The following is an 18,832-nucleotide window of genomic DNA, read 5'->3' as shown; positions in this document are numbered from 1 at the left end:
CGACGTGCCCGGCGTTTCCATCGCGAAACCCGTGGCAGGGGGCGGTGGCGGGCCCGGTGTCATCGGGCTTCCAGCATGCCGGCCCACATCTGGACGAACTCGGGGAGGGTCTTGGCCGTCGTCGCGATGTTCTCCACCTCCACGCCGGGCGCCCTGAGGCCGATCACGGCTCCGGCCGTGGCCATGCGGTGGTCGTCGTAGCTGTGGAAGGTGCCGCCGTGCAGCGGGCGGGGGCGGATGATCAGGCCGTCATCGGTCTCCTCCGCGTCGCCGCCCAGGCGGTTGATCTCGGTGGCCAGCGCGGCCAGGCGGTCGGTCTCGTGGCCGCGCAGGTGGGCCACGCCCCGGATGCGGCTCGGCGTGGTCGCGAGCGCGGCGAGGGCCGCGATCGTCGGGGTCAGCTCACCCACCTCGTGGAGGTCGGTGTCGATGCCGGTGATCTCACCCGTCGGCCGCCCCGTGACCACCAGGTCGGCTCCGTCCGGAGAGCGGGTGACCGCGGCGCCCATCGCGGTGAGCAGATCGCGCAGGGCGTCGCCTGGCTGCGTGGTGCGGGCCGGCCAGGCGGGGATGGTGACCGTGCCGCCCGTGACCAGGGCGGCGGCCAGGAACGGGGCCGCGTTGGACAGATCGGGCTCCACCGTCATGTCCCTGGCCGCGATGGGGCCCGGCTCGACGCGCCACACGTCGCGCTCGCTGTCGTCCACCGTGACGCCCACCGCCCTGAGCATCTCCACGGTCATCTCGATGTGCGGCTGCGAGGGCACAGGCGGGCCGACGTGGCGGATCGTGATGCCCTTCTCGAACCGCGCCGCCGTCAGCAGCAGCCCGGACACGAACTGCGACGACCCCGAGGCGTCCAGCGTGACCTCGCCGCCCGCCAGCGGCCCGCTGATCGTGAACGGGAGCGCGTCGTTGTCGACCCTCGCGCCCAGCGAGCGCAGGGCGTCGAGAATGGGGCCCATCGGGCGCTTGCGGGCGTGCGGGTCGCCGTCGAAGGAGACCGGGCCGTCGGCCAGGGCGGCCATCGGCGGGACGAAACGCATGACCGTGCCCGCCAGCCCGGCGTCGATGCTCGCGCCGGCCCGGGCCGGGCCCGGCGTCACCTGCCAGTCGACCCCGGCGGCGCTCTCGCCGGCGGCCACCAGGGTGGCGCCCAGGGCACGCAGGGCCGAGACCATCAGGTCCGCGTCACGGCTGCGCAGCGCCCTGCGCACGACGCCGGGGCCGTCGGCGAGCGCGGCCAGGACGAGCGCGCGGTTGGTCACCGACTTGGAGCCGGGCAGCGAGACGGTGGCGGTCACCGGAGCGGTCGCCGTGGGTGCGGGCCAGTGCGGAGCGGACATGGTCAAAGACTACTGGGAGTGGCAGGGCGGGTTCACAGCCTGTGGACGGCGGCCGACCCCCTCGTCCAGGCTGTGGACGAGGGGGCCGGCGGCCCTCGCGTCAAACATGCGAGCGAAAGCCGTACGTGGCAGTGTGGGGTTATGTGCGGTAGATACGCCTCGGCGCGCAAGAAGCACGAGCTGCTCGAGGAGTTCCAGGTCGAGCAGGACGGCGACCCCGACAAGGAACTCGGCGCCGACTACAACGTCGCGCCGACCAAGAACGTCTACGCCGTGCTCAGCCGCGTCCCCAAGGAGGCCGAGCGGGCGGTACGGCAGCTCAGGATCGTGAAGTGGGGCCTGGTGCCCGTCTGGGCGAAGGACCCGTCGATCGGGTCCCGGATGATCAACGCCAGGATCGAGACCGTGGCCCAGAAGCCGTCGTTCCGCCAGGCGTTCGCCAAGCGCAGGTGCCTGCTCCCGGCCGACGGCTATTTCGAGTGGATGCCCGTCGAAGGCGAAAAGAAGAAGAAGCAGCCGTACTTCATTCATCCGGAGGACGGCGGGGTGCTGGCCATGGCGGGTCTGTACGAGTTCTGGAAGGACCCGTCGCGCGCCGACGACGACCCGCTCAAGTGGCTGGTGACCTGCACCGTCATCACCACGGACGCGGAGGACGACCTCGGCCGCATCCACGACAGGATGCCCATGATGATCGAGCGGGAGCGCTGGGAGGAGTGGCTCGACCCCAAGCTCAACGACGTCGAGCAGGCCACCCGGCTACTGGTGCCCGCCGAGCAGGGACGGCTCACGGCGTACCCCGTCTCCACTGACGTCAACAACGTCAGAAACAACGGCCCGGACCTCATCAAACCGCTACCGGAGGAGGAGGAAACCGCCCTTTTCTAAAGGTGTAAGAAGCGTGGTAAGTGGGCATTCGGTGAGGAAAGCGATGCATCCGTTCACTCGGTGTCACCGCCAAAAATGCCCCCTAATTGCGCCGGGCGGGACAACCGGGGAGTCCTAGCCGCGGGTTGCCGTGATTCACCCGGAGGTGCGGATTCGTGGACGTCACGACCGCTCGTGAGCGGCTGGAAGACATGCTCGCGGAACTGGACCGATCGATCGGGGTCCTCCAGGGCGACCCCGTCGCCGTGCGCGAGCACTCGGCGGCCGACGCAGGCTCAGACCTGACCGACACCGATCGTGCTCAGGCCATGCTGACCGTCGCCACCGCGCAGCGTCGCGCCGTGATCGAGGCGATCAAGCGCCTGGACGAGGGTGTGTACGGCCGGTGCGTCGACTGTGCCGAGCCGGTGCCGGAAGGACGGCTCGATGCCCGGCCGGAGGCCGCGCGTTGCGTGCAGTGTCAAGGCAAGCGGGAGCGCCGTCGCTGAGCACGGGGGCCGCCGGACACGAAGAACGGCGGCCGGGGCTCAGCCTCCACAGGCGCCGCTCAGGCTCTTCACGGATCGGGGCCTCAGGCGTTCAGGCTCTTCACGGATCGGGGCCTCAGGTGCTCAGGCCGGGGCCTGATCGGGTCTTGCGGCAGCTGGCCACCAGATGGATGCCGACCGTGTCGTCGTCGTCCGGATGGGCCTCCAGCTCCGTGCGCACCAGATAGTTCAGTGCCCGTGCGTCCGACCCGAGCACATGGTCCACCGTGGACGGCGACAGCACCGTGCGCGGCCGCATCCACTCGACCTCGAGCCCGGCGCCCATCAGCAGCTCGCGCAACTGCCCGCTGCTGAAGCAGCGCGTGATGCTGCCGTCCGGCCACGGCACCAGCATGACCTCGCCGGTCTGCCTCAGGTGCTGCCACTGCTCCTGCTCGGCCAGGATCGCCATGCCCAGCACCAGCGAGTCGACGCACACCAGCGCCCGCCCGCCCGGCCGCAGCACCCGGGCCACGTCGTTCATCGCCGACTCGGCCATCAGCTCGATCGACAGCACGCGTTCCTCGGCGAGCACCGCGTCCACGCTCGCGTCGGGCAGGAACGCCAGATCGTCGGCGCGTACGTGACGAACCCGGTCGACATCCCGCAGCCGGGACTGCCCATCGACGACGGCACGGCGGAAGTCGAGCACCTCGATCACCTTGTGCCCTGCCCTGGCCGCCTGGCCGGACCATCGCCCCCGGCCGCCGGAGAGATCGAGGATGACGGAGGGTTCGCCAGGGAGCCATCGGTTGAGTTGTTCGGCGGCGACGGCGCGGTAGAAGGTCCAGTACGGCCCGAGCGTCCCTGAGCCGTTCAGTTCCTCGGCCGGAATGGGCAGCACACGCGACTCCTGGGTTCCGGGTAAAGGGCTACCAGCCGGTACGTATGGACGTTCCCCGCACCGGGTCCTTCGTACCTTCTATCTTGCGGGAACAGACAAGGGCGCGGGTGTGTTGCGACGAGCATGCTCGCTGTTGTTGATGGTCGCGACCGCTTCGGCAGTCGTTGGCTCGGTCCTCGCTCACTCCCGCCGAGCTCCTTCGCTCGCATGCTCGAACCCCTCCCCGCTGGCCAGCAAGTCATCGGCCAGCGGGTATCCTCCCCTGAGTACGGTGTTCCGCAACAGCCGGCCACCGGTGATCTTAGGGGGGTGGGTCCGGTGCCCGCGACAGGCGCGGAGACGCTGGAGCAGCGAAGCGAGCGATTCGAGCGCGACGTCATGCCGTATCTCGAGCAGCTCTACTCCGCCGCGCTCCGGATGACCCGGAATCCCGCGGACGCGGAGGACCTGCTGCAGGAGACCTTCGCCAAGGCGTTCGCGTCGTTCCACCAGTTCCAGGAGGGCACCAACCTCAAGGCGTGGCTCTACCGGATCCTGACGAACACGTTCATCAACAGCTACCGCAAGAAGCAGCGTGAGCCGAAGCAGTCCGGCACGGAGGAGATCGAGGACTGGCAGCTCGCGCGGGCCGAGTCCCACACCTCGAGCGGCCTGAAGTCGGCGGAGGTAGAGGCGCTCGAGCACCTGCCTGACGGCGACATCAAGCAGGCGCTCGCGGCCCTGCCGGAGGAGTTCAGGATCGCGGTCTATCTGGCCGACGTCGAAGGCTTCCCCTACAAGGAGATCGCCGACATCATGGGCACTCCGATCGGCACTGTGATGTCGAGGCTGCACAGGGGACGCAGGCAGCTCCGGGGCCTCCTTGAGGACTATGCCCGCGGGCGTGGCCTGGTTCCGGCGGAGGGATCGAAATGAGCTGTGGCAACCCGCATGACACCGACTGTCGCGAAGTGCTCGACAAGGTCTACGCCTATCTCGACGGTGAGCTGACCGAGAGCGACGTCGTCGACATCCGCGTGCATCTCGACGAATGCGGCCCGTGCCTGAAGGAATACGACCTGGACAAGGCGGTCAAGGCGCTCGTGCACAAGCACTGCGGCTGCGACCCGGTTCCCGCGGACCTGCGCTCCAAGGTCCTGGCCCGCATCGCGCAAGTCAGGGCGGAGCTTCCGGACTAAGATTCACACCATGCGTGTGCTGGTCACCGGAGGCGCCGGGTTCATCGGGTCCAATCTTGTCGATCGTCTGCTCGCCGAGGGCCATGACGTCGACGTGGTCGACGATCTGTCGTCCGGGTCGAGGGACAACCTGGCCGAGGCCGTCGAGAGCGACCGTTTCAGGTTGCACGTGCTCGACGTGCTCGACCCCGGGCTGATCGGCCTCGTGGCCGAGCTGCAGCCGGAGGTCGTCTGCCACCTGGCCGCGCAGATCAGCGTGCGCAAGAGCGTGGCCGACCCGAGGCGCGACGCCAGGGTCAACGTCGAGGGCACCGCCGCCGTGCTGTCCGCGGCCCATGAGGGTCGCGCGCGCAAGGTGGTGTTCGCCTCCTCCGTGGCCGTCTACGGCAGGCCCGCCACGATCCCCGTGCCCGGTGACGCGCCCACCGACCCGCGCTCGCCGTACGCCGCGTCGAAGCTCAGCGGTGAGACCTACCTCGCCGCGTTCCGCGCGCTCTACGGCATGGAATACACCACGCTGGTGCTCTCCAACGTCTACGGCCCGCGCCAGTCGCCCGAGGGCGAGGCGGGCGTGGTCGCGATCTTCACCGACGCGCTGCTCAGCGGCACGCCCACGGTCGTCTACGGCGACGGCGCCCAGACTCGCGACTACATCTACGTCGACGACGTGATCGACGGGTTCGTCAAGGCGTGCGGCCAGCAGGGCGACGGCCAGAGGTTCAACCTCGGCACCGGCATCCAGACGACCGACCGCCGGCTCCACTCGCTGATCGCCGACGCCGCGGGCGCGCAGGACCATCCGGGGTTCGCGCCGCCGCGCCCTGGCGACCTGCCCGCGATGGCGGTCGATCCGGTGCCGGCCCACGAGGGGCTCCGCTGGCAGCCGAGCATCGACCTGCCCACCGGGGTGAAGAAAACGGTCGAATGGGCGCGAAACCGTCGCCACAAGTAGTTGCATGATTACGCTTTGCTTGCGATTCCCGACTCGGCCCATGCGGTGACGGCGTCTTCTGTAGCGTGAGCTCCAGAAGCCGACATGGAGGCATGTGGATGATGAAGGTTACGGTCGCCCGGCTACTCACGGCCATCCTGTTGATCACCCCGGTGATCATGCTGATCGGGGGAGCGGTTCCTCCCGGGGTGTCCTGGACCTGATCTCCGTAGGGGGCCGCAATGCGTGATCTGCCGTGGCCCGCAAGGGTCTATCTGGTTGCCGTGATCGGGGCGGCGGCCGCTCTCATCGTGCGTAGCGTCATGGTCTCCGGCGCCCCCGTGGCGCAGGAGGACCTGGACGTCCTGCTGGTGCTCGCGCTGCTGTTCCTGGTGTGCGAGTCGATGCCGACGCTGCTCAACATGGAGCAGTTCGCGGTGTCGGTCAGCTTCTCCGCCTCCCTGGCGGCGGTGGTGCTGATCGGGCCGGAGGGCGCGGCGCTGGTCGGGCTGACCGCGGTGCTGAGCGTGCGTCCCGGGCTGCCGCTGGTCAAGCGGCTGTTCAACGGTGCGCAGTTCGCCATCTGCGGCTACGTGGCCGGTCGGGTCTACGAGGCCCTCGGCGGCCAGGTGGGCGTGCCCCAGGTCAACGCGTTCGACGATCTCATCGGCCCCTACGCGGCGGCCACCGCCGTGTTCGTGCCACTCAACATCGTGCTCACGCTGACCATCATCGGGCTGGCCACGCGGGTGCGGCCCGCCGAGGTGCCGATGCGCGGCATGGCCCAGTTCCTGCTGTCGTACCTGGGCTACGGCACGTTCGGCCTGCTGGTGGCCGGGCTCTGGGCCACCGTGCAGTCGATCTCGGCGGTGCTGGTGCTGCTGCCGCTGTTCGTGGCGCGATGGGCGTTCGGGCAGTACCACGCGCAACAGCGCTCGTACGACGCCACCATCGCCGCGCTCTGTCAGGCCGTGGAGACCAAGGACTACTACACCCGGGGCCACTGCACGCGGGTCTCGCTCGCCTCCTCCATGATCGCCCAGGAGATCGGCATGGGCCCCGAGCGCGTGCGGGCCATCCGTTACGCGGGCATGCTGCACGACGTGGGCAAGCTCGGGGTGCCGACCAAGGTGCTGCAGAAGGACGGGCCGCTCACCGAGGAGGAGTTCGCCGCGATCCAGCTCCACCCCATGCGCGGCCTGGAGATCGTCCGTGGCATCGGCTTCCTCGACGAGGCGTACGCCGGGATCATGCACCACCACGAGCGCCACGACGGCACCGGCTACCCGATGGGCCTGGCCGGTGACGAGATCCCCGAGTTCGCCAAGGTCATCGCGGTGGCCGACGCGTTCGACTCGATGACCTCCGACCGCTCCTACCGCGGCGCCAGGCCCGTCACGGAGGCGCTCGAGGAGCTGCGCAAGACCGCGGGCACCCACTTCGACCCGGTCATGGTCGTGGCCTTCATCCGCGCGCTCGAGCGGGAGCCGTGGCAGCCGCCGCGCAAGGTCGAGGCGCCGCCGCCCGACGAGACCCCGATCAAGGACCACGACGACCCGACCATGCCCATCGAGGTCGTGACCGGGCAATGATCACCACGGAGCGCCCGAGGCGCACAGAACGCTCGCTGAACACGGTCCTCCGCCGGCTCGACTCCGGCCAGCTGCTGCTCATCTGCGCGGCGGGGCTGGCCGCGGTCGCGGGCGTCGCCCACACCGCCGCCGTCGGGCTCGATCGCCCGGAGATCGCGGTCGGGTTCGGCGCGCTGATCGCGGTCGGCGAGCTGGCCAGGCTCACCATGCCGGGCAACAGGGAGGTCGCGCCCATCGGCGCCGCCGCCGCGCTGGGCTACACGCTGCTGCTCGACCTCAGCCAGCACCCGCTCCGCCACTCCGCGCTGCAGGTCGTGGCCGTGATCGCGGTCGGGATGCTGGCCGGGGCGCTCCCGCACCTGGCGGTCGGCCGCCCGCCCCGGCTGGACGCGATGGCGCGGCGGCTGCTCACCGGCGCGCTGCTGGCCTTCGCGTTCCGGCCGCTGGCCGACCCGCTCTACGAGCTGACGAAGCCGCCGACCAGCACCTGGTGGCCCGCGCTCGTGGTGATGGTGACGCTCATCGCGATCACCCTGATGATCGACGTGCTGATCGCCGCGCTGCTACGGGCCGAGCAGCTGCGCACGGCGTTCAGGGTGGCGGTGCGCGACGAGATCAACATGGCCTTCCCGCTGGGCGCGGCCGTGGCCTCGTCGGGCGTGCTGCTCGCGCTGGCCACGCACAGCATGGACCTCGTCGCGCTGCTGGTGTTCGCCGCGCCGCTGCTGGTCACGCAGGTGGCCTTCAGGAAATATGCCGGCATCCGCGCGACCTACCTGCAGACCGTACGCGCCCTGTCGCGGGTCACGGAGGTCGGCGGCTACGTCGAGCCCGGCCATTCGCGCAGGGTGAGCCGCCTGGCCGTGGCGATCGGCAGGGAGCTGGGCATGGCCGAGCCCGAGCTGCTCGAGCTGGAGTACGCCTCGCTGATGCACGACATCGGCCAGCTCTCGCTGCGCGACCCGATCCCCGGCGGCGCCACCGTGCTGACCGAGCCCGAGCAGGCGCGGCGCATCGCCGAGCTGGGCGCCGAGGTGATCAGACAGACCGGCGTGCTCGATCGGGTGGCCGACGTGGTCAGGCGGCAGTGCGACCCGATCGCCGACGATCCGCCGCTGTCGAGCCGCATCATCAATGTCGCCAACGCCTACGATGACCTCGTGGGGCCCTCGACCGACCGCGACCGCGCCGGGGCCGCGCTGGAGCGCATCCGGTTGTCGTCCGGCAGCGCGTACGACTCCCACGCGATCGAGGCGCTCACCCGGGTGATCGACCGCGGACGCGTTTAGCCCGTACAACTGCTGTCGCGTTTCGGGCCGCTCACAATTGTGGGGTTCCTACAGATCGTGCTCTTCGGATCGGTGCTTTAGGGGAAAAGGGGCGGGCCGGTAGCGGCCATAGGCTGGTCGGCGTGCTTACTGAGACGCTCGGACCCGTCCTGATCGCCAACCGAGGGGAGATCGCGCGGCGGATCATCCGCACGGTCAAGCGGCTGGGGTTGCGCGCCATCGCCGTGCACTCGGAGGCCGACGGCGATCTGCCGTTCGTGCGCGAGGCCGACGAGGCCGTGCTGATCGGCCCGGCCAACCCCGCGCAGAGCTACCTCGACGCCGGCAAGGTGCTGGAGGCGGCCCGCGCGACCGGCGCCAAGGCGATCCACCCAGGTTACGGGTTCCTCGCCGAAAACGCCGCGTTCGCCAGGGCCGTGATCGACGCCGGGCTGGTGTGGATCGGGCCCGCGCCCGAGGCCATCGACAAGATGGGCGACAAGATCAACGCCAGGAACCTCATGGAGAGCGCGGGCGTGCCGGTCGCCGCGGGCACCCGCGAGCCGGTCACCGACCTGTCGCTGGCGCTCAAGGCCGCCGAGGTCGTCGGCTACCCGGTCATGGTCAAGACCGCGGGCGGCGGCGGTGGCATCGGCATGAGCGTGGCCCACGACGACGAGGGCCTGGCCAAGGCGTTCGAGCAGGCGGCCAGGGCGGCGGCCAGGTTCGCGGGAGACGCCCTCGACGGGCCGGCCGTGCTGCTCGAGCGCTACATCGAGCGGGCCCGCCACGTCGAGGTGCAGATCCTCGGCCTGCCCGACGGCCGCGTCGTGGCGCTGGGCGAGCGCGACTGCTCGGTGCAGCGCCGCCACCAGAAGGTCGTCGAGGAGTCGCCGTCCCCGGGCATCACCCCCGAGCTGCGCGAACGCATGCTCGCCGCCGCCGTACGGGCCGGCGAGGCCGTCGGCTACCTCGGTGCGGGCACGGTCGAGTGCCTGGTCGACGCCGACAAGCAGGACTTCGTGTTCCTGGAGATGAACACCAGGCTGCAGGTGGAGCACCCGGTCACCGAGCTCGTCACCGGGCTCGACCTGGTCGAGCTGCAGCTGCGCGTCGCGGCGGGCGAGAGCCCCGAGGTGCGGGCCGCCACCACCGGGCACGCGATCGAGTTCAGGGTCTACGCGGAGGACCCCAAGAGGTTCTTCCCCGGGCCCGGCACGATCACGGCGTGGGTGGAGCCGGACGGCGAGGGCGTACGCGTGGACTCGGGCTACGCCGCGGGCAACACGGTCACCCCGTTCTACGACCCCCTGATGGCCAAGCTCTGCGTCTACGGTGAGACCCGCGCCGACGCGCTGGAGCGGGGGCGCAAGGCGGTGGACGCGTTCGTCGTCGAGGGCCCCAAGAACAACCTGCCGTTCTGTGCGGAACTGCTGGACAACGCGGAATTCATCACCGGCGACTACGACACGGGCCTGGTTACGCGGATGCGGGCCTAAGGTGAATACATTGGTGAAAGAGGGGAGTTCCGGTGGCTGAGGTACGCGCTGAGATGGTGGCGAACGTCTGGAAGGTCGTCGTCAGTGAGGGCGACACCGTCTCTGAGGGCGACACGCTGGTCATCCTGGAGTCGATGAAGATGGAGATCCCCGTGATCGTCGAGGACGGCGGCGTGGTGGCCCAGATCAAGGTGGCCGAGGGCGACGTCATCCAGGAGGGCGACCTGATCGCCGTCATCGAGTAGCAGCCCTCGCCATGAACTTGGCGCGGTCGACCACCACGCGTTCGATTGTGCCGCGGCCCACGACGGCATGCCTGTCGTGGGCTTCGAAGGCGAAGACCAGCCGCCGCCCGTCGACCTCGGTGAGCTCGACGCCGATCTGCACATGCGTGCCCAGCGGGCTGGCGGCCAAGTGCTCGAGCTCGACCCGGGTGCCGACCGACGTCTCGTCCGGCGCCAGGTGCTTCTCCACGGCCTGTACGGTCGCCGCCTCGGCCAGCGCGAGCAGCCGGGGCGTGGCCAGCACGGGCACGTCACCGCTGCCGATCTTCTTGGCGGTATCCTCCATTTCCACCATGATGAGCAGCTGGGAGCGGAGACCCGGAGCGAGCGTCATGGGATCAGCCTATGGTGGGCCGTGTTCTGACAGCACACCAGAGGCAGCGGGCGAAGGCCGCACCTACTAGTGGGTTCGCTGACTTCCCCGAAACGCGGACAAGTGCAGCCATAAGGCTCCAGGATAGGGTTTGTACGGCTTAAGAACATTTGAGTGGCATGTGGGACAGGTGAGTCGTACACTCTCTGAGTTCCGTGACCACTGTGTGACCTGAACGCGACAAAAGTTCGCTTTGTTGGAGAGCCGCGGGGTGCGCGAGGTTACAGGTGTAGGGGGGTAGCGGGGGAGTCATGGTGGCCCAAGGGACGACGCTGGCGGGGCGGTATCGGCTGGATACCCGCATCGGCGCCGGTGGCATGGGCGAGGTGTGGCGGGGCGAGGACATCGTCCTGGCGCGCACCGTCGCCGTCAAGGTGCTGCTTCCCGGCCGTACCGAAGATCCCGGGTTCGTCGCTCGCTTTCAGGGGGAAGCGCGGGCGATGGCCACGATCAACCACGCCGGTGTCGTCGACGTCTACGACTACGGCGTCAGCGGCGACACCGTCTATCTGGTGATGAAGTTCGTCGACGGTGAGCCACTCGACCGGCTGCTGGCCAGGCTGGGCCGGATTCCGCCGCAGGCGGCCATGGAGCTGATCGCGCAGGCCGCGTCGGCGTTGCAGGCCGTTCATGACCAGGGGATCGTGCACCGCGACGTGAAGCCGGGCAACCTGCTCGTGCAGCGCGACGGCACGCTGGTGCTGACCGACTTCGGCATCGCCCGCTCCGACCTGGCCAACCGGCTCACCGACGCCGGCATGGTGCTCGGCACCGCCGCCTATTGCGCCCCCGAGCAGGCCGAGGGCGCCCCTGTCACGCCCGCGGTCGACATTTACGCCCTCGGCGTGGTCGCGTACGAGTGCCTGGTGGGGCAGCGGCCGTTCGACGGCGACAGCGCGGTCACGATCGCGCTCAAGCACATCCGCGAGGCGCCGCCACCGCTGCCCGCCGAGATCCCTCCGGCGGTGCGCACGCTGGTCGAGGTCGCCCTGTCCAAGGACCCGGCCAGGCGTTACCCGACGGCCAGGGCGATGAGCGAGGCGGCCAAGGCCATCGCGAGCGGGCAGGCGCCCGCGGTCCCCGAACCGGTCCTCACCACCGGGGCGACGATGGCGCCGCCGGTGGAGGCGTACCAGACGGGGGCACAGCAGGCGCGTCCGCAGGAGGAGACCACGACGGTGGCCGACCGGCGCGGGGGCAGCCGCCGTGCGGCCAAGGCCCCGCGCAGGACCGGGCTCATCGCGGGCATCGCCGCCGCGGTGGTGCTCGGCGCGGGCGCCACCGCGATCGCGCTGACCGGCATGACCACCGGCGGGCCCACGCCGACGAATACCGTCTCCCAAGCCGCTGACGACTCGAAGAACATCGCCACGACGACGACCAAGCCGCCGCCCAGGAGAACGACCAAGCCGCCGACGACCGAGCCGACGCCGGATCCCACGCACACCACCCCCAAGCCGCCGGTGCGGACCACGGAGGAGGAAGAGGAGCCGACCAAGACGCCCAGCAGCACGCCGAGCGTCACCAAGACGCCGACCAAGACGCCGGCCAAGACGCCCACGAGCACTCCCACACCGGGCGTCAAGAAGGCGGTCGTGCCGCCAGTGGTCGGGAAGGGTTTCCTGAAGGGGCAGGAGATGGTCCAAGCGGCCGGCTTCGAGGATGTGATCCTCGACGACAGGACCTCCACCTCCAACGGCATGCGCTGCGGCAAGATCAGCCAGATCGTGCCGAACGTCGGGACGACGTGGCCGGTGAACAAGCCGGTCAAGCTGGTCGTCATCGACGGCGTGTGCCCGGAGAACAGCCCGACCCCAAGCGTCACCGCCACGACCAAGTAGCCGGGTCAGACCCCCGTCGTGTTGCGGGGGTAGGCGATCTGCGGGTCTGTCGCGATGTTCACCATGTACGGGATGCCCGAGTCGAACGCCCTGCGCAGCGCCGGCCCGATCTCCGACGGCTTGGTGACCAGCTCGCCGCCTCCGCCGAGCGCGGTCACGACCTGGTCGTAACGGCACTGCGGCTGGAGCTCGGCGGCCACGTCATAGCCGTACAGGAGCTGCATGGGGTGCTTCTCCAGGCCCCAGATCCCGTTGTTGCCGCAGATCATGACGACCGGAAGCCTGTGACGGACGAGGGTGTCGACGTCCATGAGCGAGAACCCGGCGGCGCCGTCGCCCAGCAGCAGCACCACCTGCGAGGACGGCCTGGCCAGGCGGGCGGCGATGGAGTAGCCGAGGCCGGTGCCGAGACAGCCGTACGGGCCCGGGTCGAGCCAGTTGCCGGGCTGCTTCGGCTCGACGTATTTGCCCGCGTAGGAGACGAAGTCGCCGCCGTCGCCGATCACCACGGCGTCGTCGGCCAGGACCTTGCCGAGCTCGCCGTACACACGCATGGGGTGGATCGGGTCGGAGTCGGAGGCCAGCAGCTCGGCGTCGCCCGCGATGGCAGCGGAGGCCGCGTCGGCCAGCTTCGACACCCAGGAGGCGTACGCGTCGGGCTTGACCCCCGCGTCGCCGCAGGCGGTGCCGAGGCTCCAGAGCACCACTGACAGGTCGCCGGCGGCGGACGCGGCCGGCTTCATGTGGGTGGCCAGCTGCGAGGGCGCGTCGGCGATGTGCACCACGCGGGCCAGCGGCGCGCCGTCCTTGCCGCCGAACCATCCGTATCCCAGGCGGAAGTCGAGCGGAGTGCCGACCACGATGACCAGGTCGGCCTTGGCGAAGGCGAGGCCGCGGGCCCGCGTGACGAGCAGCTCGTGGCCCGAGGGCAGGATGCCGCGGCCCTGGCCGTTGGGGATGACCGGCAGCCGCCACGTCTCGGCGAAGTCGCGTGCGGCCTCCTCGGCCCGGTCCATCCACACGTCGGAGCCGTACACGAGCACGGGCCGCTCAGCCTCGGCCAGCAGCCGAGCGATGGCGGCCAGGCCGTCGGGGTCGGGCTCGAGCGGTGACGGCGTCTGCGTCCGTACCTCGTGCGGCGGTGAGGGCGCGAACAGGTGGTCCATGTAGAAGTCGAGGAAGACCGGGCCGCGGTGGGGCGCGACCGCCGTGCGGAAGGCCACCTCGACGTGCTGGCCGATGGACTCGGCGTCGGACGCGGTGAACGACAGCTTGGTGACCGGCTTGAGCAGCGGCGGGTGGTCCATCTCCTGGAGCGCGCCGCTGCCCCACCGCGACTGGGGCGCCCGGCCGCCCATGACGACCACGGGGGAGCCGTTGAAGTGGGCGGTCGCGACGCCGCTGACGCCGTTCGTGACGCCCGGGCCGGCGGTCAGCACGGCCAGCCCCGGACTCCTGGTCAGCCTGGCCGTCGCCTCGGCGGCGAAGACCGCGCTCTGCTCGTGGCGTACGTCGAGGATGCGCATGCCCTCGTGCACCGCGCCGTCGTAGAGCGGGAAGACGTGACCTCCGGACAGGGTGAACATGGTCTCGACGCCGTAGGCCTTGGACACGGCGACGGCGGCGTCACCGGCGTGCTTCGCAGACTCCATGCCGGGAACTTACCAACCAGTCAGCAGAGTAAACAGATCTTAAGGATCTTCATTCACAGCAGACGGACACGGTTCCGCTGGGAGCCTTGGCGACGATGTTCCGCGACGCCTGGGAGTTCTGGTCGACGTCGATGTCGCTTTCGGCGGCGTCCGCTGTCACGTGGTACGCGGCCTTCGGCACATCCAGGCGGATGTCGCCCGTCGTCCTCACCACTGCCTTGACATCCGTGGGCGCGCTGATGAAGGAGAGCTTCACCTTCCCCGAGCCGATCTCCACGTCGGCCTGCTCGACGTCGAGCCCGCGGGCGTCGACGTCGCCCGTGCCGGTCCTGGCCCAGATGGTGCCGGAGATGTCGTCGATGTGGACGTTGCCGGAGACGGAGGACAGGCGCAGCTTGCCGAAGACGTCGTTGACGACGAGGTCGCCGCTGGTCGTGGCGGCCTCGATGTCGGTCTGCGGCGGCACGAACACCATGAAGTCGGCCCGGCAGAGGGGGCCGTTCGGCTGGTCCGCGCCGGGGCAGACCGCGTCGAGCCGCAGGGTGCCGGAACGGGTGTCCCAGTCCTCGGTGACGGTCGGCCGGTCCCTCGACCACAGCAGCGACCTCACCACGAGCAGCTCACCGGCCCTGCCCGGCAGGATGGACAGGTGCACCTGGCTGCCCTTGCCCGTCTTGATGCGCACGTTCGCGTGGTCGAAGGGGATGGACCTCTCCGTGTGCTCCTCCGGCATCCTGGCCCGCGCGACCCCGTGCCAGAGCGTCAGAGTGGAGATCAGCAGCGCGATCACGGTCGCCACGGCGCCCGCCGCCAGCCAGGCCACTCTCACGGCAGGCTCCTGATCTTGAGAAACTGCAGCACGGCCAGCACGCGCCGATGGTCGCCCTCGGCAGGCGACAGGTCGAGCTTGGTGAAGATGTTGCCGATGTGCTTGCCCACCGCCCCCTCGCTGAGCACCAGCGCCTGGCCGATGCCGGCGTTGGAGCGGCCCTCGGCCATCAGCCTGAGCACCTCGTGCTCCCTGGGCGTCAGCCGTTCGAGCGGATCGCTGTTGCCGCGCAGCAGGAGCTGGGCCACCACCTCCGGGTCGAGCGCGGTGCCGCCGGCGGCCACCCTGCGCAGCGCGTCGATGAACTCGGACACGTCCGCCACCCGGTCCTTGAGCAGGTAGCCGACCCCGCCCGTCGCGGCGGAGGCGAGGAGCTGGGCGGCGTAGCGCTCCTCGACGTACTGCGAGAGCACCAGGACCGCCAGCCCCGGCTGCTGGCGGCGCAGCACCAGCGCGGCCCGCAGGCCCTCGTCGGTGTGTGTGGGCGGCATCCGGACGTCCGTGATGACCAGTTCGGGCTTGTGCTCCTCGGCCGCCCGCAGCAGCCCCTCGGCCTCGTCCACGGCAGCCACCACCTGCATGCCCGAGGCGTCCAGGAGCCGGATCAGCCCCTCGCGCAGCAGCACGGAGTCCTCGGCCAGCACTACTCGCACGGAAGCTCCACTTCGATCGTCGTCGGGCCGCCCAGCGGGCTGGACAGCCGGAGCGTCCCGTCCACCGAGTCGATCCGCTGAGCCAGGCCGCGCAGACCCGTGCCGCCGTCCAGCCGGGCGCCACCGCAGCCGTCGTCGTAGACGAGCATGTGCAGGCGGTCGCGCTCGCGCCGCACGCTCACCTCGGCCTTGGTGGCCGCGGCGTGCTTGGCGATGTTGGTCAGTGCTTCGGACACGATGAAGAACGCCACCGCCTCGATGGTCGGAGAGGTACGCCGTTCGATGTCGACGCGGAGTTTCACAGGGAACGGGGCACGGGCGGTCACACCGGACAGCGCCGCGTCCAGGCCCTGGTCGTTCAGCACGGCCGGATGCAGGCCGCGGACGAAGTCACGCAGCTCCTTGAGCGCCTGCTTGGCCTCCTCGTGCGCCTGCGCGATGGCCTCGCGGGCGGGCTCGGGCAGGTCGGTGAGGGTGGCCCTGGCCAGGCCGAGGTTCATGGCGAGGGAGACCAGCCGCTGCTGGGCGCCGTCGTGCAGGTCGCGTTCGATCCTGCGCCGCTCGGCGTCGGCGGCGTCGATCACGCCGGCCCGGCTCTCGGTCAGCGTCTCGATCCGCTGGCCCAGCTCGGAACGGCTGGGGCCGAGCAGGGTACGCGCCACCGACAGGTCCAGCGCCGCCATGACGCGCGCCAGCACCGGCGCGAGCAGCAGCAGCGCGAGCCCGATCACCATGAAGACGGCGATGACCTTGTCGTCCCTGAGGTCGAACGGGAACTCCATCGGCGGGGGCTCCACCCTCCGCGGCAGAAACGACAGCAGCCCCACGATCGCCCCTCCCCACGCCACCGCCACCAGGAACGCCGCCGCGAAGCCCACGAACGGGGACAGCAGGTGGTAGCCGATCTGCCGCCACGTGGCCGGGCTGCGCCAGCTGCTCGGGGAGCGTACGGGCGCGATGTGCGCGTCGAGGAACGCCTCGAACCTGGAACGCTGCACCCCGGTGAACCGCGGCACGCTCCGCATCAGCAGGGGCGGCCACACGGCCAGCACGAGCGTCAGCCCGCCGAGCAGCACGGCGACCGGCAGGCCGATCATCACGTGAGCCGTGTCGAGCCAGGCACGCGCTGACCACGGGCGGGGGACTTTCATGCCTCAACCGTATTGAGCAGCAGGCGGGCCGCGAAATGGGCCTGGTGTGCCGATGGATGGTGGGGTTTTCCCCACCTCTTCTCCCGCGAACAAATCCGCTTCCCGGCCCATCCCATGGATGGGAGGTTCCAGATGATTCATACGGGGGTCGCCGTCGCGCTTGCGGCGGCGATGATGTCCGGCGGCTTGCCCGACGGCATGTTGTTCATGGAGTCGCACCCGCCCGCGAAGAAGTGGGAGAGCTATGAGGTGATCGACTCGAAGTCGCTGCCACTTCAGCTCAACCCCTGCTTCTTCCGCCACCGCCGCGACTCGGGGCGGCTGGAGACCAGGGCCGTGCTCTACACGGGCGAGGCTGAGACGAAGTACGAGCAGTTAGTGGTCTACAAGGACGTCCAGCACGCCGAGCGAGCGATGCGCCTGCTGCGCGCCGACCTCAGGAAGTGCGCGGACGTCGGCAAGGGCGCGCACCGCTACCGCAACTTCAGCAAGCCGCTCGCCGTGGGGGACGACGGCCTGCGGGCGGGGGCCCGCTTCTTCGAGAGCGGCGAGCAGGCGGTGGCGGTACGCCGCGGGGCCGCCGTCTACATCGTGGGCGAGATGGCCTGGCCCTCGAAGAGCCTGCCGCTCGGCCGTTTCCGCGGTCTGATCGACCAGGCGGAGCGCATGACCGTCAAGGTCTGCGAACTGCCGGAGTTGTCCTGCTAGCCCCGTTTTCAACCGGCACTCGCCGAGCCGACCTCCGGCGAGGTGGGGATCATGCGGCTGGACTCTCCCCCTGTGGGAGGCCTCATGCTGCTCCTGAGGATTCTGGTAGGTGGTCAGGGAAGCAGACGGGGAGAGCGTGTGATCATTCGCCGTGTCAGCATGATGAGTGCCGCGCCGCTGACGGCAACGACGAAGCAACGCCGTAGTCGGCGAGCCGGCGCGCGTCGCCCCGGACAGTGGCTGCGTACACGCTGATCGCCCAGTTGTCGAGGAGAGCGACGTATGACCATCGTGAAGGACATCGAGGCTCGCGGCATGCACCACTGCGAGACGACGGCGCTGGGGGTGCTGTTGCGGCATGAGGGACTTGACCTGTCCGAGCCCATGCTGTTCGGGCTGGGCTCGGGCCTGTCCTTCATCTATTGGGACAGCAAGGGCATGGCGTTCCCTTTTCTCGGAGGCCGTGTCAAGCCTTTCGACCTCACCAGGAACCTGACTGCCAGGCTGGGGCTGACCTTACTGGTCGAGGAGACCACCTCACCGCGCAAGGCGTGGGAGAACGTGGCCACCCCCATCGATGCCGGTCGGCCGGTCGGCCTTCAGCTCGACTGCTTTCACCTGGAGTACTTCGATTCCAAGGTGCACTTCGGCGGCCATGTCGTCGCCATGTACGGCTACGACGAGCACGACGTCTACTTGGTGGACACCGACCAGCAGGGAGGAGCGGTGCGCACCAGCAGGTTCAGCTTGGCCATGGCGCGGGCCGAACGCGGCCCGATGACCGCCAGAAACCGATCCTTCACCATCACCCTGCCGGAGCACTCGCCTTGCTGGCAGGACCAGATCATCCCCGCCATCAGGGACTGCGCCGACGCCTTTCTGGCCGCTCCCATCGCGAATCTGGGCCACCGCGGCATCGAGAAGGCCGCCAAACAGGTGCCCACATGGCTGCTGCGCGCCGGCAACCCGCAGCGGGACCTACCGCAAGCCGCCCTCCTCATGGAGAAGGCCGGCACCGGCGGCGCCTTGTTTCGCGCCCTCTACCGCGACTTCCTCGGCGAGTGCGTCCACCTGATCGACGACAGCAACCTCCGCGCCGGTCACAAGCTGTACGCCGAGGCCGCGACCCTGTGGACGGACGTGGCCACCTTGATCACGAAGGCCGGGGAGAGCGGCGACGTGGGGCATCTCGAGCAGGCCCGCGTCATTCTCCACGATCTTTCGCGCATCGAGAGGAATGCCATGCAGGTGCTGCGTCAGCTGTAGCT

The 18,832-nt window shown here is 69.8% G+C and carries 19 protein-coding genes; 12 read left to right on the top strand and 7 right to left on the bottom strand.

Annotation, left to right across the window (positions count from 1 at the left end; genetic code table 11):
* Window positions 1-59 precede the first annotated feature (59 nt).
* Complete coding sequence (gene aroA, locus AB0J09_RS04935; protein WP_360685234.1) at window positions 60-1,346, bottom strand: 3-phosphoshikimate 1-carboxyvinyltransferase; 1,287 nt, start codon at window positions 1,344-1,346, stop codon at window positions 60-62.
* Window positions 1,347-1,487: 141 nt separating this feature from the next.
* On the opposite strand from aroA, the gene AB0J09_RS04930 reads away from it, so the two are divergent.
* Together AB0J09_RS04930 and AB0J09_RS04925 are read left to right on the top strand one after the other, a co-directional pair.
* Window positions 1,488-2,234, top strand: coding sequence for an SOS response-associated peptidase (locus tag AB0J09_RS04930; RefSeq protein ID WP_360685231.1), 747 nt, complete (start codon window positions 1,488-1,490; stop codon window positions 2,232-2,234).
* A 155-nt stretch (window positions 2,235-2,389) separates the two neighbouring features.
* Window positions 2,390-2,722, top strand: a complete 333-nt coding sequence (locus AB0J09_RS04925; protein ID WP_360685228.1) for a TraR/DksA C4-type zinc finger protein — start codon at window positions 2,390-2,392, stop codon at window positions 2,720-2,722.
* Window positions 2,723-2,837: 115 nt separating this feature from the next.
* On the opposite strand, the gene AB0J09_RS04920 is transcribed toward AB0J09_RS04925, so the two are convergent.
* On the bottom strand, window positions 2,838-3,605 hold the full coding sequence (locus AB0J09_RS04920) for a methyltransferase domain-containing protein (RefSeq protein WP_360685225.1): 768 nt from the start codon (window positions 3,603-3,605) through the stop codon (window positions 2,838-2,840).
* A gap of 309 nt (window positions 3,606-3,914) precedes the next feature.
* Between AB0J09_RS04920 and AB0J09_RS04915 the strand changes: the two genes are divergently transcribed.
* The 7 genes from AB0J09_RS04915 to AB0J09_RS04885 all read left to right on the top strand — a co-directional run bounded on the left by AB0J09_RS04915 (window position 3,915) and on the right by AB0J09_RS04885 (window position 10,318).
* Entirely contained in the window at window positions 3,915-4,520 is a 606-nt protein-coding gene (locus AB0J09_RS04915) for a sigma-70 family RNA polymerase sigma factor (RefSeq protein ID WP_360685222.1), read from the top strand.
* The gene (gene rsrA / locus AB0J09_RS04910) at window positions 4,517-4,783 is read left to right on the top strand and encodes a mycothiol system anti-sigma-R factor (RefSeq protein ID WP_360685219.1); all 267 of its coding nucleotides are present in this window, start codon (window positions 4,517-4,519) and stop codon (window positions 4,781-4,783) included. The genes AB0J09_RS04915 and rsrA overlap by 4 nt, the downstream gene beginning before the upstream one ends.
* Window positions 4,784-4,793: 10 nt before the next feature.
* Entirely contained in the window at window positions 4,794-5,735 is a 942-nt protein-coding gene (locus tag AB0J09_RS04905) for an NAD-dependent epimerase/dehydratase family protein (protein WP_360685216.1), read from the top strand.
* 221 nt (window positions 5,736-5,956) lie between these two features.
* Window positions 5,957-7,306, top strand: coding sequence for an HD-GYP domain-containing protein (locus AB0J09_RS04900; RefSeq protein WP_360685213.1), 1,350 nt, complete (start codon window positions 5,957-5,959; stop codon window positions 7,304-7,306).
* Window positions 7,303-8,595, top strand: coding sequence for an HD domain-containing phosphohydrolase (locus AB0J09_RS04895; RefSeq protein ID WP_360685210.1), 1,293 nt, complete (start codon window positions 7,303-7,305; stop codon window positions 8,593-8,595). The genes AB0J09_RS04900 and AB0J09_RS04895 overlap by 4 nt, the downstream gene beginning before the upstream one ends.
* A 122-nt stretch (window positions 8,596-8,717) precedes the next feature.
* Window positions 8,718-10,073: a biotin carboxylase N-terminal domain-containing protein gene (locus AB0J09_RS04890; protein ID WP_360685207.1), complete on the top strand. Its 1,356-nt coding sequence runs from the start codon at window positions 8,718-8,720 to the stop codon at window positions 10,071-10,073.
* Window positions 10,074-10,105: 32 nt separating this feature from the next.
* Window positions 10,106-10,318 (top strand): biotin/lipoyl-binding carrier protein, encoded by a 213-nt coding sequence (locus AB0J09_RS04885; protein ID WP_360685204.1) that lies wholly within the window; start codon window positions 10,106-10,108, stop codon window positions 10,316-10,318.
* Here the strand turns inward: AB0J09_RS04885 and AB0J09_RS04880 are convergent.
* Complete coding sequence (locus AB0J09_RS04880) at window positions 10,308-10,691, bottom strand: thioesterase family protein (RefSeq protein ID WP_360685201.1); 384 nt, start codon at window positions 10,689-10,691, stop codon at window positions 10,308-10,310. The genes AB0J09_RS04885 and AB0J09_RS04880 overlap by 11 nt on opposite strands.
* A gap of 290 nt (window positions 10,692-10,981) precedes the next feature.
* On the opposite strand from AB0J09_RS04880, the gene AB0J09_RS04875 reads away from it, so the two are divergent.
* Window positions 10,982-12,571: a serine/threonine-protein kinase gene (locus tag AB0J09_RS04875; RefSeq protein WP_360685198.1), complete on the top strand. Its 1,590-nt coding sequence runs from the start codon at window positions 10,982-10,984 to the stop codon at window positions 12,569-12,571.
* A 5-nt stretch (window positions 12,572-12,576) separates the two neighbouring features.
* Here the strand turns inward: AB0J09_RS04875 and AB0J09_RS04870 are convergent, their stop codons facing one another.
* Genes AB0J09_RS04870 through AB0J09_RS04855 form a run of 4 tightly spaced genes read right to left on the bottom strand, consistent with a single transcriptional unit; the run spans window position 12,577 to window position 16,856 of the window.
* Window positions 12,577-14,223: an acetolactate synthase gene (locus tag AB0J09_RS04870; RefSeq protein WP_360685195.1), complete on the bottom strand. Its 1,647-nt coding sequence runs from the start codon at window positions 14,221-14,223 to the stop codon at window positions 12,577-12,579.
* A 49-nt stretch (window positions 14,224-14,272) separates the two neighbouring features.
* A complete protein-coding gene (locus AB0J09_RS04865; protein ID WP_360685192.1) occupies window positions 14,273-15,052 on the bottom strand; it encodes a DUF4097 family beta strand repeat-containing protein in 780 nt (259 codons plus the stop codon).
* Window positions 15,049-15,705: a response regulator transcription factor gene (locus tag AB0J09_RS04860; RefSeq protein WP_360685189.1), complete on the bottom strand. Its 657-nt coding sequence runs from the start codon at window positions 15,703-15,705 to the stop codon at window positions 15,049-15,051. The genes AB0J09_RS04865 and AB0J09_RS04860 overlap by 4 nt, the downstream gene beginning before the upstream one ends.
* On the bottom strand, window positions 15,696-16,856 hold the full coding sequence (locus AB0J09_RS04855; RefSeq protein ID WP_360685186.1) for a histidine kinase: 1,161 nt from the start codon (window positions 16,854-16,856) through the stop codon (window positions 15,696-15,698). Before AB0J09_RS04855 ends, AB0J09_RS04860 begins: the two co-directional genes overlap by 10 nt.
* Before the next feature lie 132 nt (window positions 16,857-16,988).
* On the opposite strand from AB0J09_RS04855, the gene AB0J09_RS04850 reads away from it, so the two are divergent.
* Window positions 16,989-17,564 carry a hypothetical protein gene (locus tag AB0J09_RS04850; RefSeq protein ID WP_360685183.1) on the top strand — a complete coding sequence of 192 codons (576 nt, stop codon included), beginning with the start codon at window positions 16,989-16,991 and terminating at the stop codon, window positions 17,562-17,564.
* 282 nt (window positions 17,565-17,846) lie between these two features.
* Entirely contained in the window at window positions 17,847-18,830 is a 984-nt protein-coding gene (locus tag AB0J09_RS04845) for a BtrH N-terminal domain-containing protein (protein WP_360685180.1), read from the top strand.
* The last annotated feature ends 2 nt before the right edge of the window (window positions 18,831-18,832 follow it).

This window comes from Nonomuraea sp. NPDC049784, from assembly GCF_040659615.1.
Lineage (GTDB): Bacteria > Actinomycetota > Actinomycetes > Streptosporangiales > Streptosporangiaceae > Nonomuraea.
Note: the sequence above shows the minus strand (reverse complement) of the source record. Positions and strands in the feature narration are given on the sequence as shown.